At 69.9% G+C, this 17,290-nt stretch carries 17 protein-coding genes; 10 read left to right on the top strand and 7 right to left on the bottom strand.

All coding sequences use genetic code 11. From position 1 onward, the window contains the following. The first annotated feature begins 83 nt into the window (after positions 1 to 83). Together ACIA73_RS20945 and ACIA73_RS20940 are read left to right on the top strand one after the other, a co-directional pair. A complete protein-coding gene (locus ACIA73_RS20945; RefSeq protein ID WP_399440110.1) occupies positions 84 to 1,211 on the top strand; it encodes a hypothetical protein in 1,128 nt (375 codons plus the stop codon). Then, positions 1,195 to 1,971 carry a hypothetical protein gene (locus ACIA73_RS20940; protein WP_399440109.1) on the top strand — a complete coding sequence of 259 codons (777 nt, stop codon included), beginning with the start codon at positions 1,195 to 1,197 and terminating at the stop codon, positions 1,969 to 1,971. Before ACIA73_RS20945 ends, ACIA73_RS20940 begins: the two co-directional genes overlap by 17 nt. 112 nt (positions 1,972 to 2,083) lie before the next feature. Here the strand turns inward: ACIA73_RS20940 and ACIA73_RS20935 are convergent, their stop codons facing one another. Together ACIA73_RS20935 and ACIA73_RS20930 are read right to left on the bottom strand one after the other, a co-directional pair. Beyond that, positions 2,084 to 2,233 carry a hypothetical protein gene (locus ACIA73_RS20935; protein WP_399440137.1) on the bottom strand — a complete coding sequence of 50 codons (150 nt, stop codon included), beginning with the start codon at positions 2,231 to 2,233 and terminating at the stop codon, positions 2,084 to 2,086. 138 nt (positions 2,234 to 2,371) lie between these two features. Next, complete coding sequence (locus tag ACIA73_RS20930) at positions 2,372 to 3,853, bottom strand: 4-hydroxyphenylacetate 3-hydroxylase N-terminal domain-containing protein (RefSeq protein ID WP_399440108.1); 1,482 nt, start codon at positions 3,851 to 3,853, stop codon at positions 2,372 to 2,374. 301 nt (positions 3,854 to 4,154) lie between these two features. Here ACIA73_RS20930 and ACIA73_RS20925 point away from each other — a divergent pair, with 301 nt between their 5' ends. The 4 genes from ACIA73_RS20925 (at position 4,155) to ACIA73_RS20910 (ending at position 7,783) form a co-directional block, all read left to right on the top strand. Beyond that, entirely contained in the window at positions 4,155 to 5,099 is a 945-nt protein-coding gene (locus ACIA73_RS20925) for a TetR family transcriptional regulator C-terminal domain-containing protein (RefSeq protein ID WP_399440107.1), read from the top strand. A gap of 37 nt (positions 5,100 to 5,136) precedes the next feature. Continuing rightward, positions 5,137 to 6,030 carry a 3-keto-5-aminohexanoate cleavage protein gene (locus tag ACIA73_RS20920; RefSeq protein ID WP_399440106.1) on the top strand — a complete coding sequence of 298 codons (894 nt, stop codon included), beginning with the start codon at positions 5,137 to 5,139 and terminating at the stop codon, positions 6,028 to 6,030. 56 nt (positions 6,031 to 6,086) lie between these two features. Continuing rightward, on the top strand, positions 6,087 to 7,094 hold the full coding sequence (locus ACIA73_RS20915; RefSeq protein ID WP_399440105.1) for a 3-hydroxyacyl-CoA dehydrogenase NAD-binding domain-containing protein: 1,008 nt from the start codon (positions 6,087 to 6,089) through the stop codon (positions 7,092 to 7,094). 101 nt (positions 7,095 to 7,195) lie between these two features. Then, positions 7,196 to 7,783: a thioesterase family protein gene (locus ACIA73_RS20910; RefSeq protein WP_399440136.1), complete on the top strand. Its 588-nt coding sequence runs from the start codon at positions 7,196 to 7,198 to the stop codon at positions 7,781 to 7,783. Positions 7,784 to 7,907: 124 nt separating this feature from the next. Here ACIA73_RS20910 and ACIA73_RS20905 read toward each other — a convergent pair whose 3' ends face one another. Both ACIA73_RS20905 and ACIA73_RS20900 read right to left on the bottom strand, forming a co-directional pair. Continuing rightward, the gene (locus tag ACIA73_RS20905) at positions 7,908 to 8,321 is read right to left on the bottom strand and encodes a hypothetical protein (RefSeq protein ID WP_399440104.1); all 414 of its coding nucleotides are present in this window, start codon (positions 8,319 to 8,321) and stop codon (positions 7,908 to 7,910) included. Next, on the bottom strand, positions 8,318 to 8,776 hold the full coding sequence (locus ACIA73_RS20900) for an ATP-binding protein (RefSeq protein WP_399440103.1): 459 nt from the start codon (positions 8,774 to 8,776) through the stop codon (positions 8,318 to 8,320). Before ACIA73_RS20900 ends, ACIA73_RS20905 begins: the two co-directional genes overlap by 4 nt. A 238-nt stretch (positions 8,777 to 9,014) precedes the next feature. Here ACIA73_RS20900 and ACIA73_RS20895 point away from each other — a divergent pair, with 238 nt between their 5' ends. The 3 genes from ACIA73_RS20895 (at position 9,015) to ACIA73_RS20885 (ending at position 11,222) form a co-directional block, all read left to right on the top strand. Continuing rightward, on the top strand, positions 9,015 to 9,875 hold the full coding sequence (locus ACIA73_RS20895) for a helix-turn-helix domain-containing protein (RefSeq protein WP_399440102.1): 861 nt from the start codon (positions 9,015 to 9,017) through the stop codon (positions 9,873 to 9,875). A 108-nt stretch (positions 9,876 to 9,983) separates the two neighbouring features. Further along, positions 9,984 to 10,199, top strand: coding sequence for a DUF397 domain-containing protein (locus ACIA73_RS20890; RefSeq protein ID WP_399440135.1), 216 nt, complete (start codon positions 9,984 to 9,986; stop codon positions 10,197 to 10,199). Positions 10,200 to 10,397: 198 nt separating this feature from the next. Continuing rightward, on the top strand, positions 10,398 to 11,222 hold the full coding sequence (locus ACIA73_RS20885) for an SAM-dependent methyltransferase (RefSeq protein ID WP_399440101.1): 825 nt from the start codon (positions 10,398 to 10,400) through the stop codon (positions 11,220 to 11,222). Between the two features lie 82 nt (positions 11,223 to 11,304). Here ACIA73_RS20885 and ACIA73_RS20880 read toward each other — a convergent pair whose 3' ends face one another. Further along, positions 11,305 to 12,393 carry a hypothetical protein gene (locus ACIA73_RS20880; protein WP_399440100.1) on the bottom strand — a complete coding sequence of 363 codons (1,089 nt, stop codon included), beginning with the start codon at positions 12,391 to 12,393 and terminating at the stop codon, positions 11,305 to 11,307. Between the two features lie 255 nt (positions 12,394 to 12,648). Between ACIA73_RS20880 and bglX the strand changes: the two genes are divergently transcribed. After that, positions 12,649 to 14,994, top strand: coding sequence for a beta-glucosidase BglX (bglX, locus tag ACIA73_RS20875; protein WP_399440099.1), 2,346 nt, complete (start codon positions 12,649 to 12,651; stop codon positions 14,992 to 14,994). 132 nt (positions 14,995 to 15,126) lie between these two features. Here bglX and ACIA73_RS20870 read toward each other — a convergent pair whose 3' ends face one another. Both ACIA73_RS20870 and ACIA73_RS20865 read right to left on the bottom strand, forming a co-directional pair. Then, complete coding sequence (locus tag ACIA73_RS20870; RefSeq protein WP_399440098.1) at positions 15,127 to 15,942, bottom strand: hypothetical protein; 816 nt, start codon at positions 15,940 to 15,942, stop codon at positions 15,127 to 15,129. Next, on the bottom strand, positions 15,942 to 17,228 hold the full coding sequence (locus ACIA73_RS20865; RefSeq protein WP_399440097.1) for a VWA domain-containing protein: 1,287 nt from the start codon (positions 17,226 to 17,228) through the stop codon (positions 15,942 to 15,944). The genes ACIA73_RS20870 and ACIA73_RS20865 overlap by 1 nt, the downstream gene beginning before the upstream one ends. Between the last annotated feature and the right edge of the window lie 62 nt (positions 17,229 to 17,290).

The raw sequence follows: 17,290 nt of genomic DNA, 5'->3' as shown, positions 1-17,290 counted from the left end.
CTACGAACGCAAGGCCGACCACTTCCTCGCCTTCACCAGCATCGCCTGCACTCTCATCTGCTACCGCAGACTCGCCAAATGAGATGACTTCTAAGTTCGAGGAAGACCCTAGCCCGCGTCCTGGCCAGAAAGGTCTTGGCGTCATCGCGCTCACCGACGCCGCGGACGCCGACCTTCTGTCGGACGGCACGATTCGCTTCCGGTACCACCATCAGGCGGAAGCTGTCGTTGACTACTTCCTCGATGATCGTCCACACCTGCTCAAGCAATTCACCACCTGGACCGCCGCTCAGGTCAGCGCCTTGGAGGACACTGAGGCTGCCAGCCTCCTCGCACGGCGCGTCATCCACTGGACCGTTCGCTACACCGCCCGGCACCGCACCACGCGGCTGTTGAAGGAACTCGCTGACCAGTGGTCTACGAACCAAGAGCAGGCTGCCTGCGACATGCTTGTTCTGGCAGCCCTCGATGACCATGCCGGAGACCTTGTCAGGAGCGCCTACCGCAGATGGGCGAGAGGCGAAGCTGGCACCCTCAGCGACACCTTCACCATCGTGCTCATCCGGGCCTGTCGCCGCCTGATCGACGTACACCCCACCAGCATGCTCGGCCGTCTCGCTGAACTGGCAACGCTCACGGTGGACGGCAGTCAACAGCGTGGCGGTGCCGTTACTGAAGCGATCGGTCAGGCTCTGAACACCCTGTGGGATCAGGTAAGCCAGCGCCCAGCGATCCGAATTCAGCTCAAGCAATGGACCACAGATCCGCGCAGCCCTCAGGGCACGGCGGCACAGAACACTTTCGCCCACCTCGCTCAGCGCGGGAGTTCCAGTGGCCCCGCCCTCCTGACCGACACGGACCGCGATCGCGCATGGCTGATCGGCATGTGGCGCAATGCCCTGCCCACTGCAGGCGAGCCTCCGCAGAGCGTGGCCACGGCCTTTGCGTATTGGATGCAGACCGCTCTGGAACAGCCCGACCTCAGAGACGACATCGAGCAGATCTTCCGCGAGGCAGTACACGCCGACCACGACGCGTATTACAGCGGCGGCCGTCATGTCGCCATGCAGAAGCTCTTGTTCAGCTGGGCCCCCACGCCCCCGCCCGCAAACCAGGTCGGGGAAGCCGTGCACCTGCGTGACCGCCTACTCACCGCCCTACAGGAGCAAGACCCTGCCACGCCGCTCAAGCCCCATGCGCCGCAGAACTGACCCGACTGGTTGGCCAGACCGGCGCAGCGGCCGTCTTGAAGGCACCGGAGGCTCACTGCCGAGCGAAACTCCGGGCTACAGGTTCGACGCCGAGATACAAGGGTGCTGGGAGGAAACGCCCAGTGCCCAGCGGCACAACAACCCGGGTGAGGCAGCCCTCCACTATGTCCTGACCACCGCTCGCGCGATCACCTGTCGGTACGCCCTGATCGACGTCCACGCCGCACAGGCTCACCTCAGCTCAGTGCTGGGTTCCGCCAGTGACCTCGAGGGCGTTCCCCTCCGGGTGTTATGGGCGGACATTCGGCTGACCGCGGCTGACCAAGACCGCGTCGCGGTCAGTGCGTTGCAACAGCGCCGGCACGACGAAGCCCTGCATGAACAGGCCCAGCGTCAACGACTCCAGGCAGCACGGGACCTCCATGAACAGCTGGTCACCACACCGACTCTGGCCCTGGCCTACTGGCTCACCCAGCGCCCCGACACGACCACGGGAACCCTTGAGTCGCTCGAAGAGCTCACCCGTCAAATCACCGCCCACGCTGCGGACAACGCCTGGGTTCAGGTGTCGCATCTCCTTCAGGCCTTCGTGAGCGACCTTGCAGTTGACCAGCGCGTTGACTTGGTCCGAAGCCTGGCCCAGATTGTTCTGCGTTACGACCAACCTCATCTGGCCGAGCAGCTGCAGAACATTGCCGCCGGCCTCCCTTCCGCGAGCGGTCAGGGAACCGTTCCTCGTGCGGGTGACGGCAGGACCTGACTACCCGTCAGGAAAGTCAGCAGCGGGTCAGCATCGAGACTGTCAGAGCTGGTCAAACCTTGCGACGCTTGCAGTTGGGGCATCACGCGGGAATATGCTCTGACCTGGGAAGTTACTGGTCCGGGGCGTGAGCGTATGCTGCCTGCGTGCCCGTGTAGGAGAACCAGTCGTACCACTCCACGGCATTGCCCACGGAGGCCGCGAGCAGTTGTCGGAGCGGCTTGCGGCCGGTCGTCGCTGTGGACGTGGTCGTCTCAGTCATGATCAGGACGATCGCCGAATCGCCGGGACGGCACAAGGGGTCACTGTGAAGGCTGCGTCAAGGAGTGCCCGGGGGCGGGTGCGCGGCGGCTGGGGGGAATGTGGGGAGATCCATTGTCCCGGCAGGCTCATGGGTGCATCAGCGAGGTGGCCCCGAGGGCACCGGTTCGGCGATCAGATCCGTGAGCCGCTCCAGCACCGCCGACTGGTCGTGCCCGCGCAGCAGCTCGATCCGCTGGAGCGCCGGATCGCCGTGGTGCACCTCCTCGTACAGCTCCTGACGCTGTCCGAAGGCGTCCGCCGTCAGGTCCCTGGCCAGCGCGAACAGCCGTGACCTGCGGTCCGCGTCCAGCTCCCAGCCGTGCAGGTAGCGGTCGAGCAGCGGGCGCAGTTCCGGGGTGCGCAGATCGTTCTCGGTGGGCTGGATCAGGAGTCCGGACCTGCCGATGTTCCGGACGGCGGAGACGGCCCGGCCGGCCACCGAGGAGGCCCATACGGAGGCCGCCGGGGTCGGGCCCGGGGCCAGGAGTCCGCTGTCGGTGCGGTGCGCGGTGGCCTCCCCGGCGTCCAGGAAGTGGTCCAGCAGCTGTATGTGGCCCGCGAGTTCACCCAGTTCTTCCTGCACGTCACGAAAGCCGGCCACGCCCACGGACTCGGCCAGCAGGGTGCCGACGCCCAGCAGGGTGCGCAGCCGTTCCCGGAAGCGGACCTGCCCGAGGTACCGGCTCCAGGCGTTGATCCGCTCCAGCCCTTCGCGGGCCAGCGCGCCGTCGCCGAGCAGGAACACCCGCTCCCAGGGGACCTCCACGTCGTCGAAGAAGAGGACCGCGTCCTGCTCGTCGTACCGCCCGGCGAACGGGCGCCCCGTGCCGTACCCGGGTGCGCCGAACGGCTCGCGGCAGAAGACCCGCAGCCCCGGGGTGTTCAGCGGCAGGGCGCACCACATCACGAACTCCTCGGCGCCGCGTTGCAGCAGGGGTGCCGACGGATAGACGAGGACCTCGTGGGCGAACGGCGCCAGTGCCGTCAGCCGCTTCGCCCCGCGTACGACGATGCCCTCGCTGTCCTCGTGCAGCACCCGCAGCGCCTGGTCCGGGTTGTCCAGCGGGCCGGCGGCCCGGTCGGTCTGCGGGTCGTCGCGGGCATGGGTGAGCAACAGGTCCCGCTCGGCGGCGAAGCGGTGGTAGGCCGCCGCATGCTCGCCGCAGCCGGGCCTGCTGAGCTCCAGGCGGTGCCGGAAGTCGAGCAGACCGACGGCGACGGACGACATGAGGGCGGGGGAGCGGCCGTGCTGCCCCCACGACTCGGCCATCCACACCTCGGCGCTGTCCCGCGCCGACCGCAACTCCCGTGCGGTACGCGGTGGTTGATAGCCCCGTCCGATCCGCAGCCCGGACACCGGGTCCTCGACGGTGAGCAGGTCGCGGTGGGCGGGGTCGTGCTGGAGGTCGAGCAGTCGGGCCAGCTCGGCGACGGGCGCGGCGAAGGCCGGGTGCTCGGCCACGTTCTTGATCTCCTCGCCGTCGAGCCACACGCTGCGGCCGTCGTCGAGGCTCGCGAGATAGCGGTCGCCGTCGAGGGCGCCGAGGGGGGCGACGGGGGAGTGGAGCGGGGCGGTCATCGGACGGTTCCTCCCTGAGCGGGGCGCGCGCCGGTTCAGCCTAGGGGGGTGAGGTCAACCCGGCCTGGTACGTGGTGAGTTGTTGGCGGGGGGAAACATTCTGTTAGGGAAGCGGCAACAGAACGCGGAGGGGAGGTGTGGGGTGTCCGGGGCGGGTGTTGTGCCCTGACTGATGGGACAGTCAGGGCACAATACCGAGGGTGTGCGGCGTGTGCGTTGTGATTTGCTCAATGCGCGGGTACGGTGGCGGACCATGCAGCGAGAAGCAGCGCTCCCAGGGGCCGAGCCAGCGGCAGGCCCAGTGGCCGAACCGAAGGGCGGACCGCACGCCGAGCCGGCGTCCGCGCGGGAGGCCGGGTCGAAGCCGGGACCGGAGGCCGGGCCCCCGGCCGGCGTCGCCGCCCGGGTCCGCGAGGTCATCGCGGCGGCCGGGGTCAGCCAGCGCGAGTTCGCCCGCCGGGCCGTGATGGACCCCTCCAAGCTGTCCCGCTCGCTCGGCGGCACCCGTCGCTTCACCGCGGCGGAACTGGCCCGGATCGCCGACCTCGGCGGCGTCGACGCGGGGTGGCTGCTGGGGTCCCGTACCCCGCCGGCCGCAGCCCCACGACGTCCCCGGAACGCGGCTGCGGCCGTCGCCGCCGAGGGTGGGCGCCCCCTGCAGATCGTCCGCGAGACGGTACGGCTGATCGCGGCGCGCGGCTTCCACGCCGTACGGGTCGCCGATATCGCCGAGGCCTGCGCCACCAGCACCGCCGCCATCCACTACCACTTCCCCGGCCGCGACGACCTCCTCGAAGCGGCCGTCCGCTGGTGCATGGACGAGGACACCGCCCGCCGGGCCGCACACACCGCACAGGAGCGGGACGCCGCCGACGAACTGCGTCAGCTGATCGAGCTCCAGATTCCCTACAGCGAGCGGCAACGCCGCCAGTGGCACGTCTGGCTGGACCTGTGGGCGGAGGCGGCCCGCTCAACCGCCGTGGGGCGCTTGCACGTCGAGTACTACCGGCAGTGGCGCGACACCGTCGCCGATGTCGTACGGCGCGGGGTCGCCCAGGGCGCGTTCAGAGCCGGCACCGACCCCCAGGCGGCGGCGCTGCGGCTCACCGCGCTGATCGACGGCCTCGCCAGCCAGGTGCTCGCCTCCACACCCGCCGAGAGGGGACCGGCCGGCGGCACCAGCGCCGAGGACATGCACGAAGCACTCCTCGCGTATGTCGACGCCACTCTCACCCAAAACGCCTGATTAACCGTCAGTTCACCCACCTCGCAAGGAGAACCGTATGTCCGTGAACCAGGACGTCATCATCACCTGCGCCCTCACCGGCGCCGGTGACACCGTCCGCAAGAGCCCGCACGTGCCCGTCACGCCCGAGCAGATAGCCACGTCGGCCGTCGAGGCGGCCGAGGCAGGCGCCGCCGTGGTGCACATCCACGTACGCGACCCCGAGACCGGCGACCCGTCCCGCGACCCGCGCCTCTACCGCGAGGTGGTCGAGCGGATCAAGGAGACCGGCACCGATGTCGTCATCAACCTGACCGCCGGCATGGGCGGCGACCTGGTGATCGACCCGGAGCAGCCGCTCAAGGACTTCCCGCTGCCCGGCACCGACCTGGTCGGCGGCCTGGACCGGCTGCCGCACGTCGAGGAGCTGCTCCCCGACATCTGCACGCTGGACTGCGGGTCGCTGAACTTCGGCGACAACCTCTACATCTCCACCCCTCAGATGCTGCGCGCCGGCGCCAAGCGCATCCAGGAGCTGGGTGTGCGGCCCGAGCTGGAGATCTTCGACACCGGGCAGTTGTGGTTCGCCAAGCAGCTCCTCGCGGAGGGCCTGCTCGACGACCCGACCGTCTTCCAGCTGTGCATGGGCATCCCGTGGGGCGCCCCGGCCGACCCCGGTGTCCTCCAGGCCATGGTCAACATGCTCCCGGAGAACGCCCAGTTCGCCAGCTTCGCGCTCGGCCGGATGCAGATGCCGTGGGCCGCCCAGTCCATCCTGCTCGGTGGACACGTCCGCGTCGGCCTGGAGGACAACCTCTACCTCGGCAAGGGCAACAAGGTCACCAACGCCCAGCTCGTGGAGCGCGCCGTCACCCTCACCGAGTCACTCGGCTCGCGCGTCGCCACCCCGGACGAGGCCCGCGCCAAGCTCGGCCTCAAGCCGCGCGTCTGACACTCGCTCGGAGCGCGTGCCCACCCCCCCCATTTCCGCGAGGAGTTCCCCCCACCATGACCACCCCCATACCGGCGACCGCCCCCCTGTCGGCTGCCCCCTGCACCCCCGAGGACGTACGCCGAGTCGCCTGTGTCGGCGCCGGTGTCATCGGCGGCGGCTGGGTCGCCCACTACCTGGCCCGTGGCTATGACGTCACCGCCTGGGACCCGGCCCCCGACGCCGAGCAGAAGCTGCGCCGCCTGGTCGGCGCCGCCTGGCCCGCACTCGTACAACTGGGACTCGCCGACGGCGCGTCGCCGGACCGGTTGACCGTGACCGCCACTCTCGAAGAGGCCGTCGCGGACGCCCAGTTCGTGCAGGAGAGCGCGCCGGAGAAGCTGGAGCTGAAGCGCGGCCTGCTGGCCAGGCTGGATGCCGCGGCGCCCGCCGGAGTCGTCATCGCGTCCTCCACCTCCGGGTATCCGATGACCGACATGCAGACCGAGGCCGCCGACCCGGGCCGCCTGGTCGTCGGCCACCCGTTCAACCCGCCGTACCTGATCCCGCTGGTCGAGGTCGTTGGCGGCGAGCGGACCACCCAGTCCGCCGTCACCTGGGCGTCGCGCTTCTACGAGGTCGCGGGCAAGTCCGTCATCACCATGAACCGCGAGGTCCCCGGCTTCATCGCCAACCGGCTCCAGGAAGCCCTGTGGCGCGAGGCCCTGCACATGGTCGCCAACGGTGAGGCGACCGTCCGCGAGATCGACGACTCGATCACCGAGGGACCCGGCCTGCGCTGGGCGTTCATGGGCCCGATGCTCACCTTCGCGCTCGCGGGCGGCGAGGGCGGCATGGCCCATATGCTCGACCACTTCGGCCCGTCCCTGAAGTCCCCGTGGACCCGCCTCGAAGCCCCCGAACTGGACAAGAAGCTGTACGACGACGTGGTCGCGGGATGCGACGAAGCGGCGGACGGCCGCACCATCGCCGACCTCGTCGCCGAACGCGACCAGGGCGTCATCGACGTACTGCGGGCCACAGGCCGCCTCCGGCAGCAGAGCACCGAGGGGGAGCGCAAGTGAACGACGCACACTCTCACACCCACGCGCACACCGTTCCCGACCGGGCAGAGGTCCAGGTGGACGCCCAGGCGGAAGTCCCGGCAGAGATCCGGGCCGCGGCCGTGGCCGACGTGACGGACACCACCGAACTCGACGGCGTCGTCGACTGCCTCCCGCTGGTCCACCACACGGTCCGGCCCGAGTGGATCGACTACAACGGCCACATGAGCGAGGCCTTCTACGTCCTCGTCTTCGGGTACGCCACCGACGCCATGATGATCGAGACCGGGCTGCACGCGGGCTACCGCGAATCAACCGGCTGCTCCCTCTACACGGTGGAGGCGCACATCCGGTACCTGGACGACGTCCCCGAGGGCGCCAGGCTCGCCGTCCGCACGCGGGTGCTCGGCGCCGACGCCAAGAAGGTCCGCTTCGCCCACGAACTGTTCGTGGTGGCCGACGCACACCCCCTCCAGGGCGTCGAAGGCACCGAGAGCGCCCAGGGCATCGAGGACCCGTCCCCCGCCACCCTCCCGACCGAGGCCGAGCCGGTGGCCACCACCGAACTCCTCGCCCTGCACGTCGACCGGGCGGCCGGCCGGGCCACCCCGTTCCCGGACACCATCCGCGAACGACTGACCTCCCTGACCGAGGACGCCCCCTCATGGGCGGGCCGCTCCATCACCCAGGTGCCCAAGCCCCGCGCCTGAGCGAATCCCGCACCCGACCGGAGCCGGGCAGCGGCCGGCCCTCTCGCCGGCCACTGCCCGGCTCCGGTCGGCTCTCCTGAGGCGTACTCGTCGCACGGCCCCCGACGGAGGGCGGCAAACGCCGTCAGCAGGAAGCCGGCAGGCCGCCCGACCACACCGGTGGCGTACCGGTCAGCCGGCACACCATCAGATACAGCGGAATCGGCGGCGTATAGGGGGCAGGGCCCTCCGGGGTGTGTACCAGTCGAGGCCGGGCTGCGGAGACGTAGGCGCCTGCCGCGTACCGCACCGGGTCGGGCCAGATCAGTCCTAGGTCGGAGCCCGCGGGGACGATCCACCACCAGTGGTCCGCGTCGGCGAACACGCAGCCGGGGCGTGACAGATGTGCCAGTACCCGTGGGCCGTGCTGCGCGGGCACTCCCACCGCGTCGCAGCCGAGCGGGGTGTGGTCCTGGCCGGGTGGCAGTGGCAGTCGGGAGGGACCTCCGGCCCCGGTGCGGCGCATCCGGGTCAGTCGGTCGGCGAGGCGATGGGTCATCGCGTACCGCAGTGGGTGAGTTCGGCCCACACCGTACGTCCGGAATCGGGACCGTACTCCTGCGAGCCCCAGGTGTCGCACATCGCGTCGACCAGGTACAGGCCGCGCCCGTGCTCCCCGGCGTTCGCGGCGGTGCGGCGCAGCCGGGGGCCGCCGTCCCCTATGCCCTCGTCCTGCACGGATATTCTCAACCGGCCGTCACCGTCGGTGAGTTCGCAGCGCACCCGCTCGCTGCCGGTGTGGATCACCGCATTGGTGACCAGCTCCGACACCACGAGTGCCGCCGTGTCGCCGACGTCTCCGAACAGGCCCCAGTACGCCAGCCGATCCGTCGTCAGATGCCGGGCGCGCGCAACGGACTCCGGGCATGCGGGCAGCGCAAATCCGAACCTCCGGACACGGGCCCCCTGAAGCGGGCCCATGACCTGGGGAAAGAACGTGGAGCCAGGTACCACGACCGCATCCTCACCATGGGGGAGCGGCTGTAGCGCGCCGCCTCCCCCGGGGTGGAGCGCTACAGCCGCGTGAACCAGTTCACGTAACAACTCTCCCTCTGCTCACGTCACTTGGCAAGAGGCACTCTGCACTTTTCAGAGTGTCGTTTCGGAGATCAGGAAGCCGTGGCACACTGCATCGCAACAGCACGTGAGAACAACCGGCAATCGGTGACGGTGAGTTACGGGGAGGTTATTCATGAGTGAACCGAGGTCCGCCCCGACCGTCGGCCAGGTGGTGCTCGGCAAGCGGCTCCAGGACCTGCGGGAACGCGCGGGGCTCAGCCGTGACCAGGCCGCCAAGGTGCTGCACGTCGCCCCGGCCACCGTCCGCAGGATGGAGACCGCCGAGGTCACCCTCAAGATCCCCTATGTACAGCTGCTGCTGCAGGCGTACGGCAGTAGTGAGGAGGACTGCGAGGCGTTCGTCGAGCTGACCCAGGAGGCCAACCGGCCCGGCTGGTGGCAGCGCTTCCACTCGATCCTGCCCGACTGGTTCAGCATGTACGTCAGCCTGGAGGGCGCCGCCTCCCAGGTCAGGTCGTACGACCCGCACTTCGTGCCCGGACTTCTCCAGACCGAGGACTACGCCCGCGCCGTGATGCGCACCGGGGCCATCGGCCAGACCCGCCCCGAGGACGTGGAGCGGCATGTCGCCCTGCGGATGCAGCGCCAGGCACTGCTCACCGGCCCCGACGCACCGACCCTCTGGGCGATCATGGACGAGACCGCGCTGCGCCGCCAGGCCGGCGGCCCGGACGTGATGCGTGCCCAGCTCGACCGCCTCCTCGAAGTGGTCGAGCTCCCCAATGTGACGCTCCAGCTGGCGGAATTCGCCGCCGGACCGCACCCGGGGACGTACGGACCCTTCGTTCTCTTCAGGTTCGCCGTGCCCGAACTGCCCGACATGGTCTACAGCGAGTACCTGACCGGCGCGGTCTATCTCGACGCGCGCCTCGAAGTGTCCACACACCTCGAAGTCATGGACCGCATGGCGGCGCAGGCCGCCACCGCACCACGCACCAAGGAGATCCTCGCGGATTTCCGCAAGGAGCTCTGAAGCCGCATGTCCCGGATACCCCGCACCGACCACCGGGTCGACCGTGCCGGTGACCGTCGCAGCGAACGGCGCGTCGACCCCCGCCAGGGCCACCGCATCTACAACGGCATGCCCGCCGGTGACCTCCCCACCGAAGGCTGGTCCAAGCCCTGGAGCGGTGGCAACGGCGGCAACTGCGTCGAGACCATGAAGCTCGCCGACGGCCGCATCGCCGTCCGCCAGTCCGCCGACCCCGACGGGCCCGCCCTCATCTACACCCCCGGCGAGATCGCCGCCTTCATCCAGGGAGCGAAGTCGGGCAAGGCCGACTTCCTCCTCACCTGATGCGCCTGATGCACCTGATGCCACACCCGATGACCCACCTGACGCCTCTCCCGATGTCCCACCCGACGCCCCTGACCGCACCCGGTGTCACCTGCATCCGATCCCACTCGTGACCCCGGGACCACAGATGGCTAATCTTCGCTTGACCGCGCCTCAACTCTCCCTACCGTTAGCCCCCTTGAGCCCCTGGAGACACCCATGACCGGGCAGGACCGCACCACCGGCAGCTCCGCATCCGTCGTGATCGACACCAGCAAGCCGCACCCTGCCCGGATGTACGACTGGTTCCTCGGCGGCAAGGACAACTACCCGGTCGACGAGGCCATGGCCAGGGAACTCCTCAAGCTGGACTCCCGGGGCCGCGACATGGCCCGAGTCAACCGCGCCGTGATGCACCGCGCCACCCGCTGGCTCGCGGAGAACGGCATGCGCCAGTTCCTGGACATCGGCACCGGCATCCCCACCGAGCCCAACCTCCACCAGATCGCCCAGGGCGTCGCCTCCGACGCGCGCATCGTCTACTGCGACTACGACCCCATCGTCCTCGCACACGCCGAAGCCCTGCTGCGCAGCACCCCCGAGGGCGTCACCGAGTACATCCAGGCGGACGCCCGCCGCCCCGACGAAATCCTCGAACACGCCGGGAAGATCCTCGACTTCGACCAGCCGATCGCACTCTCGCTGGTAGCGCTGCTGCACTTCGTCGGCGACGAGGACGGGGCGTACGACATCGTCCACCGCCTCATGGACCGACTGGCGAGCGGCAGCTACCTCGTCCTGTCGCACGTCGCCCGCGACTTCGACCCGGAGGGCGCCGACAAGGCCGCCGCCATGTACAAGGCACGCGGCCTCACCCTCCAGCCCCGCACCCGCGAAGAGGTCGCCCGCTTCTTCGAGGGCTACGAACTCGTCGAGCCCGGCGTCTCCCTGGCCGCCGAGTGGCGCCCGGAACTGGGCGAGCCGGTCCCGGTCAGCGGCGACGACCCGATCCCGGGGTGGGTGGGCGTGGCCCGCAAGGCCTGAGGATCCGGTACGTGGTGCTGTGGAGGTATGTGGCGCTGGTGAAGGTACGTGCCGCTGGTGGTGGCCGCCCCGGGCGGGGCGGCTACCGCAGGATCAGCACCAGGGCGGCGATCACCAGCATCGCCGAGACGAAGGCGGACCAGGAGAGCAGTCTGCGCATGTGCGGGGCCACGGCCGACACGGCGCGCACCCCGTCGTGGGCGGGGAAGACGTAGTACTCCCGGTTCGGCTTCTGGACGAAGGTGGCGCGGTACACCGGAAGCTGCTCGAACCGTACTTCCCGGTTCAGCTCCGCCTCCTCCTTGGTGGGCTTGCGCGGGAGCCGGAACCGGTCCAGTGCGCTGCGGTGGCTCTCGTCCAGCATGTCGGGGAAGGGCTCGTCGGCATTGCGCAGCACCACGAAGGACCACTTGCCGTCGTTCACGATCTGCCGACGGGTGCCCGGCGGGTGTGCGTGCGGCAGTTCCTCGGGCGGCTGGTCCGTGGGGACACGGGTGATCCAGCCCTCCGTCCAGACGGAATTGCTGCCCTTCCCTTTGCACTTCCCGCACTTGGCGGTGCCCTTGGCGTTGCAGGACTCGCACCGCCGGGTGCCTGACCCGTGGCACTTCGTGCACTCGGTCCGCCCCATTCCCGCGCAGCCCGTACAGGCTGCCCGGGGTGCGTGGCAGCGCCTGCACCTGACCCGTTGAGCGTCCTGGCGGGCGTCGGGCGCGGGCTGGGGCGGGGCCCAGTTCCGGCCGGCCCTGATGCCCCCGCACCTGACGCAGGCGTCCGTGGTGTCGTCGCACTTCTTGCACGGGTGGTCCTTGGCGCACACAGCTTGGCCGTTCGTGCAGTCCGGACAGTCCACCAGGCCGTCGTCACAACCGCACGGGGTGTTGTGCACACTTCCGCGAAGCAGCAGTTTTCTGCGGGGCTCACCTGTCACGCCGTGGGGAGGGGGCAGTGGTACGGCGTGCAGATCGTCGTACTTCTCCCAGGTGTCCAACCGCTTCGGCGGTTCACCGTTCTCCCGGAACTCCTTGGACGTACGGGTCTCGATCAGCCGGACCACCTTGCACCGGCTGCGGTGCATCTCCACAATCCGTGGCTCGCCGAGCAGGGTTCCCGGACCGAGCTTCCGCTGAACCGCCGCGCGTATCTCGTCCTCGGACAGTGCCCCGGTCATGTCGGTGCCTCTCTCTGCCGTCGCGATCCCCGCGCACGAGAAGGCTGCGCACGAGAAGGTTAGAGCGGCGGTCGGGGCGCCTCAAGGGGCTGCGCGGTAAAGGGAGCCGTGGGTTCCGCCGTGACCGCCCGACGTAAAAGCGCGTACGACTCACTGTCGTAACTCTTGACCCACCTGTAACAACCACCTAACTTCCACTCAACACTTGACGGTCCGCGAGTACTTCGGCGCAGAACTTCTTCAAAGGGTGAACGCATGAGTGGTGTGAGACGGCGCAGCGTCCTGGCAGCGGCCGGCGGAACGGTGGCAGCGGGCGCGGTGACGGGAGCGGGGGCAGGCACCGCACAGGCGGCGGAGGCCGGCACCGGTGCGACAGCGGCAGCCGCCGCAGCCGCCCCCGGGCCCGGCGCTGCCCAGGGACGCTACGAGCGGGAGATTTCCGCCCTGCTCCGCAAGATGACCGTCGACGAGAAGCTCGGCCAGCTCCAGCAGCTGCCCTGGTCCTGGGACACCGGACCGGGCGGTGGCGGTACCGAGGAAGCCACCAAGGCGGCCCGCGAGGGCAGGCTCGGCTCCGTGCTCTCCATCTACGGCGGCAAGTCCAACAACGCCCTGCAGAAGATCGCCGTCGAGGAGACCCGCCTCGGCATCCCGCTGCTGTACGGCTTCGACATCATCCACGGCATGTGGACCACGTTCCCCATCCCGCTCGCGCAGGCCGCCTCCTTCGACCCGCAGGTCGCCGCCACCGACGCCGAGGTCTCCGCCCTGGAAGCCCGCTCCAACGGCATCCACTGGACCTTCGCCCCGATGATGGACGTCACCCACGAGCCCCGCTGGGGCCGCATCGCCGAGGGCAACGGCGAGGACCCGTACCTCACCTCCGCCCTTGCCGCCGCCAAGGTCATCGCCTACCAGGGCACCGGAAAGGGCGCAGGCCACGGCCGCGATCTCAAGGCCAAGGACCGCATCGCCGCCTGCGCCAAGCACTTCGTCGCCTACGGCGGCGCGGAGGGAGGCCGCGACTACAACACCGTGATCGCCTCCGAGTCGCAGCTGCGCAACTACTACCTGCCGCCGTTCAAGGCGGCCATCGACGCGGGCTGTGTCACCGTGATGGCGTCCTTCAACACCATCAACGGCGTCCCGGCGCACGGCAATGCGCACACCCTCACCGAGATCCTCAAGGACGAGTGGGACTTCGACGGCTTCGTCGTCTCCGACTGGACCGGCGTCCAGGAGCTCATCCCGCACGGTTTCGCCGCCGACGGCTCGGAAGCCGCCCGCCTCGGCCTCAACTCCGGCGTCGACATGGAGATGACCAGCACCCACCTCGCCGTCAACGGCAAGAAGCTGCTGCGCGGCGGCAAGATCTCCGAGAAGCGCCTGGACGACGCGGTCCGCCGCATCCTGCGCGTCAAGTACGAACTCGGCCTGTTCGAGAACCCGTACGTCGACGAGAAGGCGGTCATCCAGGAGCCGACGCCGGCCGCCCGCAAGGCCGCCCGCGACACCGCCGCCCGCTCCATGGTGCTGCTGAAGAACGAGAAGAAGGCACTCCCGCTCGCCCCCACCACCAAGTCCGTCGCGGTCGTCGGCCCGTTCGGCGACTCCCCGGACCTGCTCGGTGCGTGGGCGTTCCCGTTCGCCGCGAAGGAGGCGCCCGCAGTCACCGTCCTGGCCGGCGTGAAGGCCGCACTGCCGGACGCCAGGGTGACGTACGCGCTCGGAGTCGACGCCGACGGCAAGGACACCAGTAAGATCCCCGCCGCCGTCGGAGCAGCGAAGGGCGCCGATGTCACCGTGGTGGTGGTCGGTGAGGCCTCCGCGCTCAGCGGAGAGGCCGCCGTCCGCGCCGACATCAGCCTCCCCGGCGGCCAGGAGGAACTGATCGCCGCCGTCGCCGCGACCGGCAAGCCCTTCGTGGTCGTCCTGGTCAACGGCCGCCCGCTCACCATGGGCGACTGGCTGGCCGCCGCACCCGCCGTACTGGAGGCCTGGCACGGCGGCACCGAGACCGGGAACGCGGTGGCCGACATCCTCCTCGGCAAGGTCAACCCGGGCGGCAAGCTCCCGGTGACCTTCCCCCGTACCGCCGGCCAGATCCCGATCTACTACAACCACGAGTCGACCGGCCGTCCGTACAACGCGGACAACAAGTACACCTCCAAGTACCTGGACCTTCCGCACGGACCCGAGTTCGCCTTCGGCCACGGCCTCAGCTACACCACCTTCGAGTCCGGCGCCCCGAAGCTGAGCCGGGGCTCGGTCTCCGCGCGTGCCCTGCGCGGTGGCGACACCGTCGAGGTCGCGGTGACCCTCACCAACACCGGTGACCGCGAGGGCGACGAGGTGGTCCAGCTGTACGTCCACGACAGGTTCGCCGCCATCGTCCAGCCGGTGCGCAAGCTGCGCGGCTTCCGCCGGGTGACCCTGGCCGCGGGCAGGTCCACGACCGTACGGTTCCAACTCGGCGCCGACGACCTCGGCTACTGGACCAACTCCGAGGACGGCAGGTTCGTCATCGAGCCAGGTGACTTCGACATCTATGTGGGTACGAGCGCGGAGGCCACCGCCAAGGCGGCGCTCAAGGTCACCTAGGAAACGCCGGGGAGCGGCGGCCCGGCACTCCGGGCCGCTGCTCCCCCCCATGTACGAGATGTGCGAGATGTACGAGCAGAAGGTCTCAGACCCCCGCCGGTCCCGCCTTCACCCGCACCCGCACCCGCACCTTCACCGAGGTACGTGCGGGGGCCGGCCCGACCCACGCGTCATCCGGTAACCGGCCACGCCCGCCAGCGCGGCGAGCACCGCACCCCCGGCCGTCCAGAGCCACCGGCTCGACCAGTTCCCCGACGCCCAGCCGTCCTCGGGCGCGGCAGCGGCCGACGCCTGCTTCGGCGGATTCTGCGCGTCCTCCGTCTCCGGCGTGGTCGCACCCGGCACCAGCGGCGCGGTCAGCGCCCCGCCGACCGCCTTGGCGCCGCCCGCGTTCACCACGGCAGCCCGCATCTCGGCCCGCACCGGCAGGCCCAGGTCGTCGTCCGCGAGCGAGGTCACCGTGAGGCGTACGTAGTAGGAGCCCGGCAGCGGGTCGTTGGACGACTGCTCGGCCCAGCTCCGTACCGTACGGAGGTGGCAGGTCAGCGCCACCTCCGCGACCTCCTTGGCGGCGGTGGCGGCCGACGAGCCGTAGGTGCACGCCTGGCGGCGGCGCAGCCCGTCGTACACATCGAGCCGCCAGGTCTGCGCGCCGTGCCGCTGTGCGGACTCGGGCAGTGCGACCTTGGCCGTCACCGTCGCGTCCTGACCGGCGTCCGCCGGGAACACCCAGTACAGGTAGTCGCCGGTCGAAGCACCCGCCGTGGCGAGCTGACCGGGCTTCACGGCGGTGGCGGTACGGAAGCTCGTCCCGGCCTCCGTCGGGGCCGCGTCGGCGCCGGCGCTCGGGGAGGGCGACGGGGACGTGTCGGCGACCGCTCCCGACGCCGTACCGAGAACAGTGGTGGCCGCGAGCAGCGCACCCGTCAACACATGAGTCGTACGCATCAGTTGGTCCTCCAGACCGCAACGCGCCAGCGCGAGACCCAACCGAGGACCAGACCCGCGAGGAGACCGGCCGGCACCATCACACCCAGCAGCCACCACCCGTGCCCGAGCCCGAAGGACGCCACGTCGGACGCCTGCTTCGGTGAGTCCACCAGGTCGATCGACAATTCGAGGGGCATCCCCGGCTCGGTCTTCACCCCGGGCGGCGCCGAGAAGGAACTGCTCACCTGGAGACACACCGTCTCCGCCGCGGCGTCCTGCCCGTCCTTGGAGTCGACCTCGGCCTTCGGGTAGCGCAGCCCCGACGAGATCACATCGGTGCGCCCGTCGCCGGACTCCTGACCGCGCACGATCTCCCGTCCGCTCCGCGTGGACGCCCGCAGCAGTACGCCGTAGTCGTTGTTGACGGCGCGGTCCGAACCGATGCTCACCGAGGTGCGCAGCTCCTGACCCGGCTTCACCTCGACCTGGTACCAACGGTGTTCGCCGAACCTCTCCCTGTCCGTGTAGAGGCCGGCGGTCAGCTTGGGGGCGTCCACGCAGGACGCGCCGCCCTTGGTGGCGACGGGGTTCACCACCGGGTCGGCGGCGCGGTCCACCAGCTGTCTGACCCGCTTGGAGAGCTGGTCCTTGTGCTGGACGGCCGTGTAGGTGCCGCCCGTCGCCTCGGCGATACAGGTCAGCTGCTGGCGGATCTTCGCGTTCGGGACCAGGCCCAGGGTGTCGATCACCAGATGGGTGCCCTTGGCGGCGATCTCGCGGGCCACCACGCACGGGTCGAGCGGCCCGCAGGTGTCCTCGCCGTCCGTGATCAGCACGATCCGGCGGGTGGCGTTTCCGCCCTCAAGGTCCTTCGCCGCACCGAGCAGCGCGGGCCCCACCGGGGTGAACCCGGTGGGGGCGAGGGTGGCCACCGCGGTCTTGGCCTCGGTCCGGTCGAGCTTGCCGACCGGGTAGAGCTGCCGGGTGTCCTCGCAGCCGAGTTTCTTGTCGTTGCCCGCGTAGGTGGCCCCCAGCGTCCGTATGCCGAGGCTGACTTCTTCGGGGGTCGCGTCCAGTACCTCGTTGAACGCCTGCTTCGCGGCGGCCATCCGGGACTGCCCGTCGATGTCCCTGGCCCGCATCGAACCGCTGACGTCGAGGACCAGCTCGACCTTGGGGGACTCCTTGGGCGCGCCCTCGCCGGGCCCGTCGTCGGCCAGGGCCGGCGACGGGAGCAGCCCGGCGGCCAGAGCGGCGAGCAGTGCGCCGCACGCCCCGGCCGCCAGTCGTTTCCGTGTGATCATCGCCGGATCTTATGGAAGATCGTCAGTCATGCACAAAACGAGGGGCTTGCTGCTGTCCCCGA

Source organism: Streptomyces sp. NPDC051561 (assembly GCF_044454195.1).
Lineage (GTDB): Bacteria > Actinomycetota > Actinomycetes > Streptomycetales > Streptomycetaceae > Streptomyces.
This window is presented reverse-complemented; position numbering and strand designations above follow the sequence as displayed.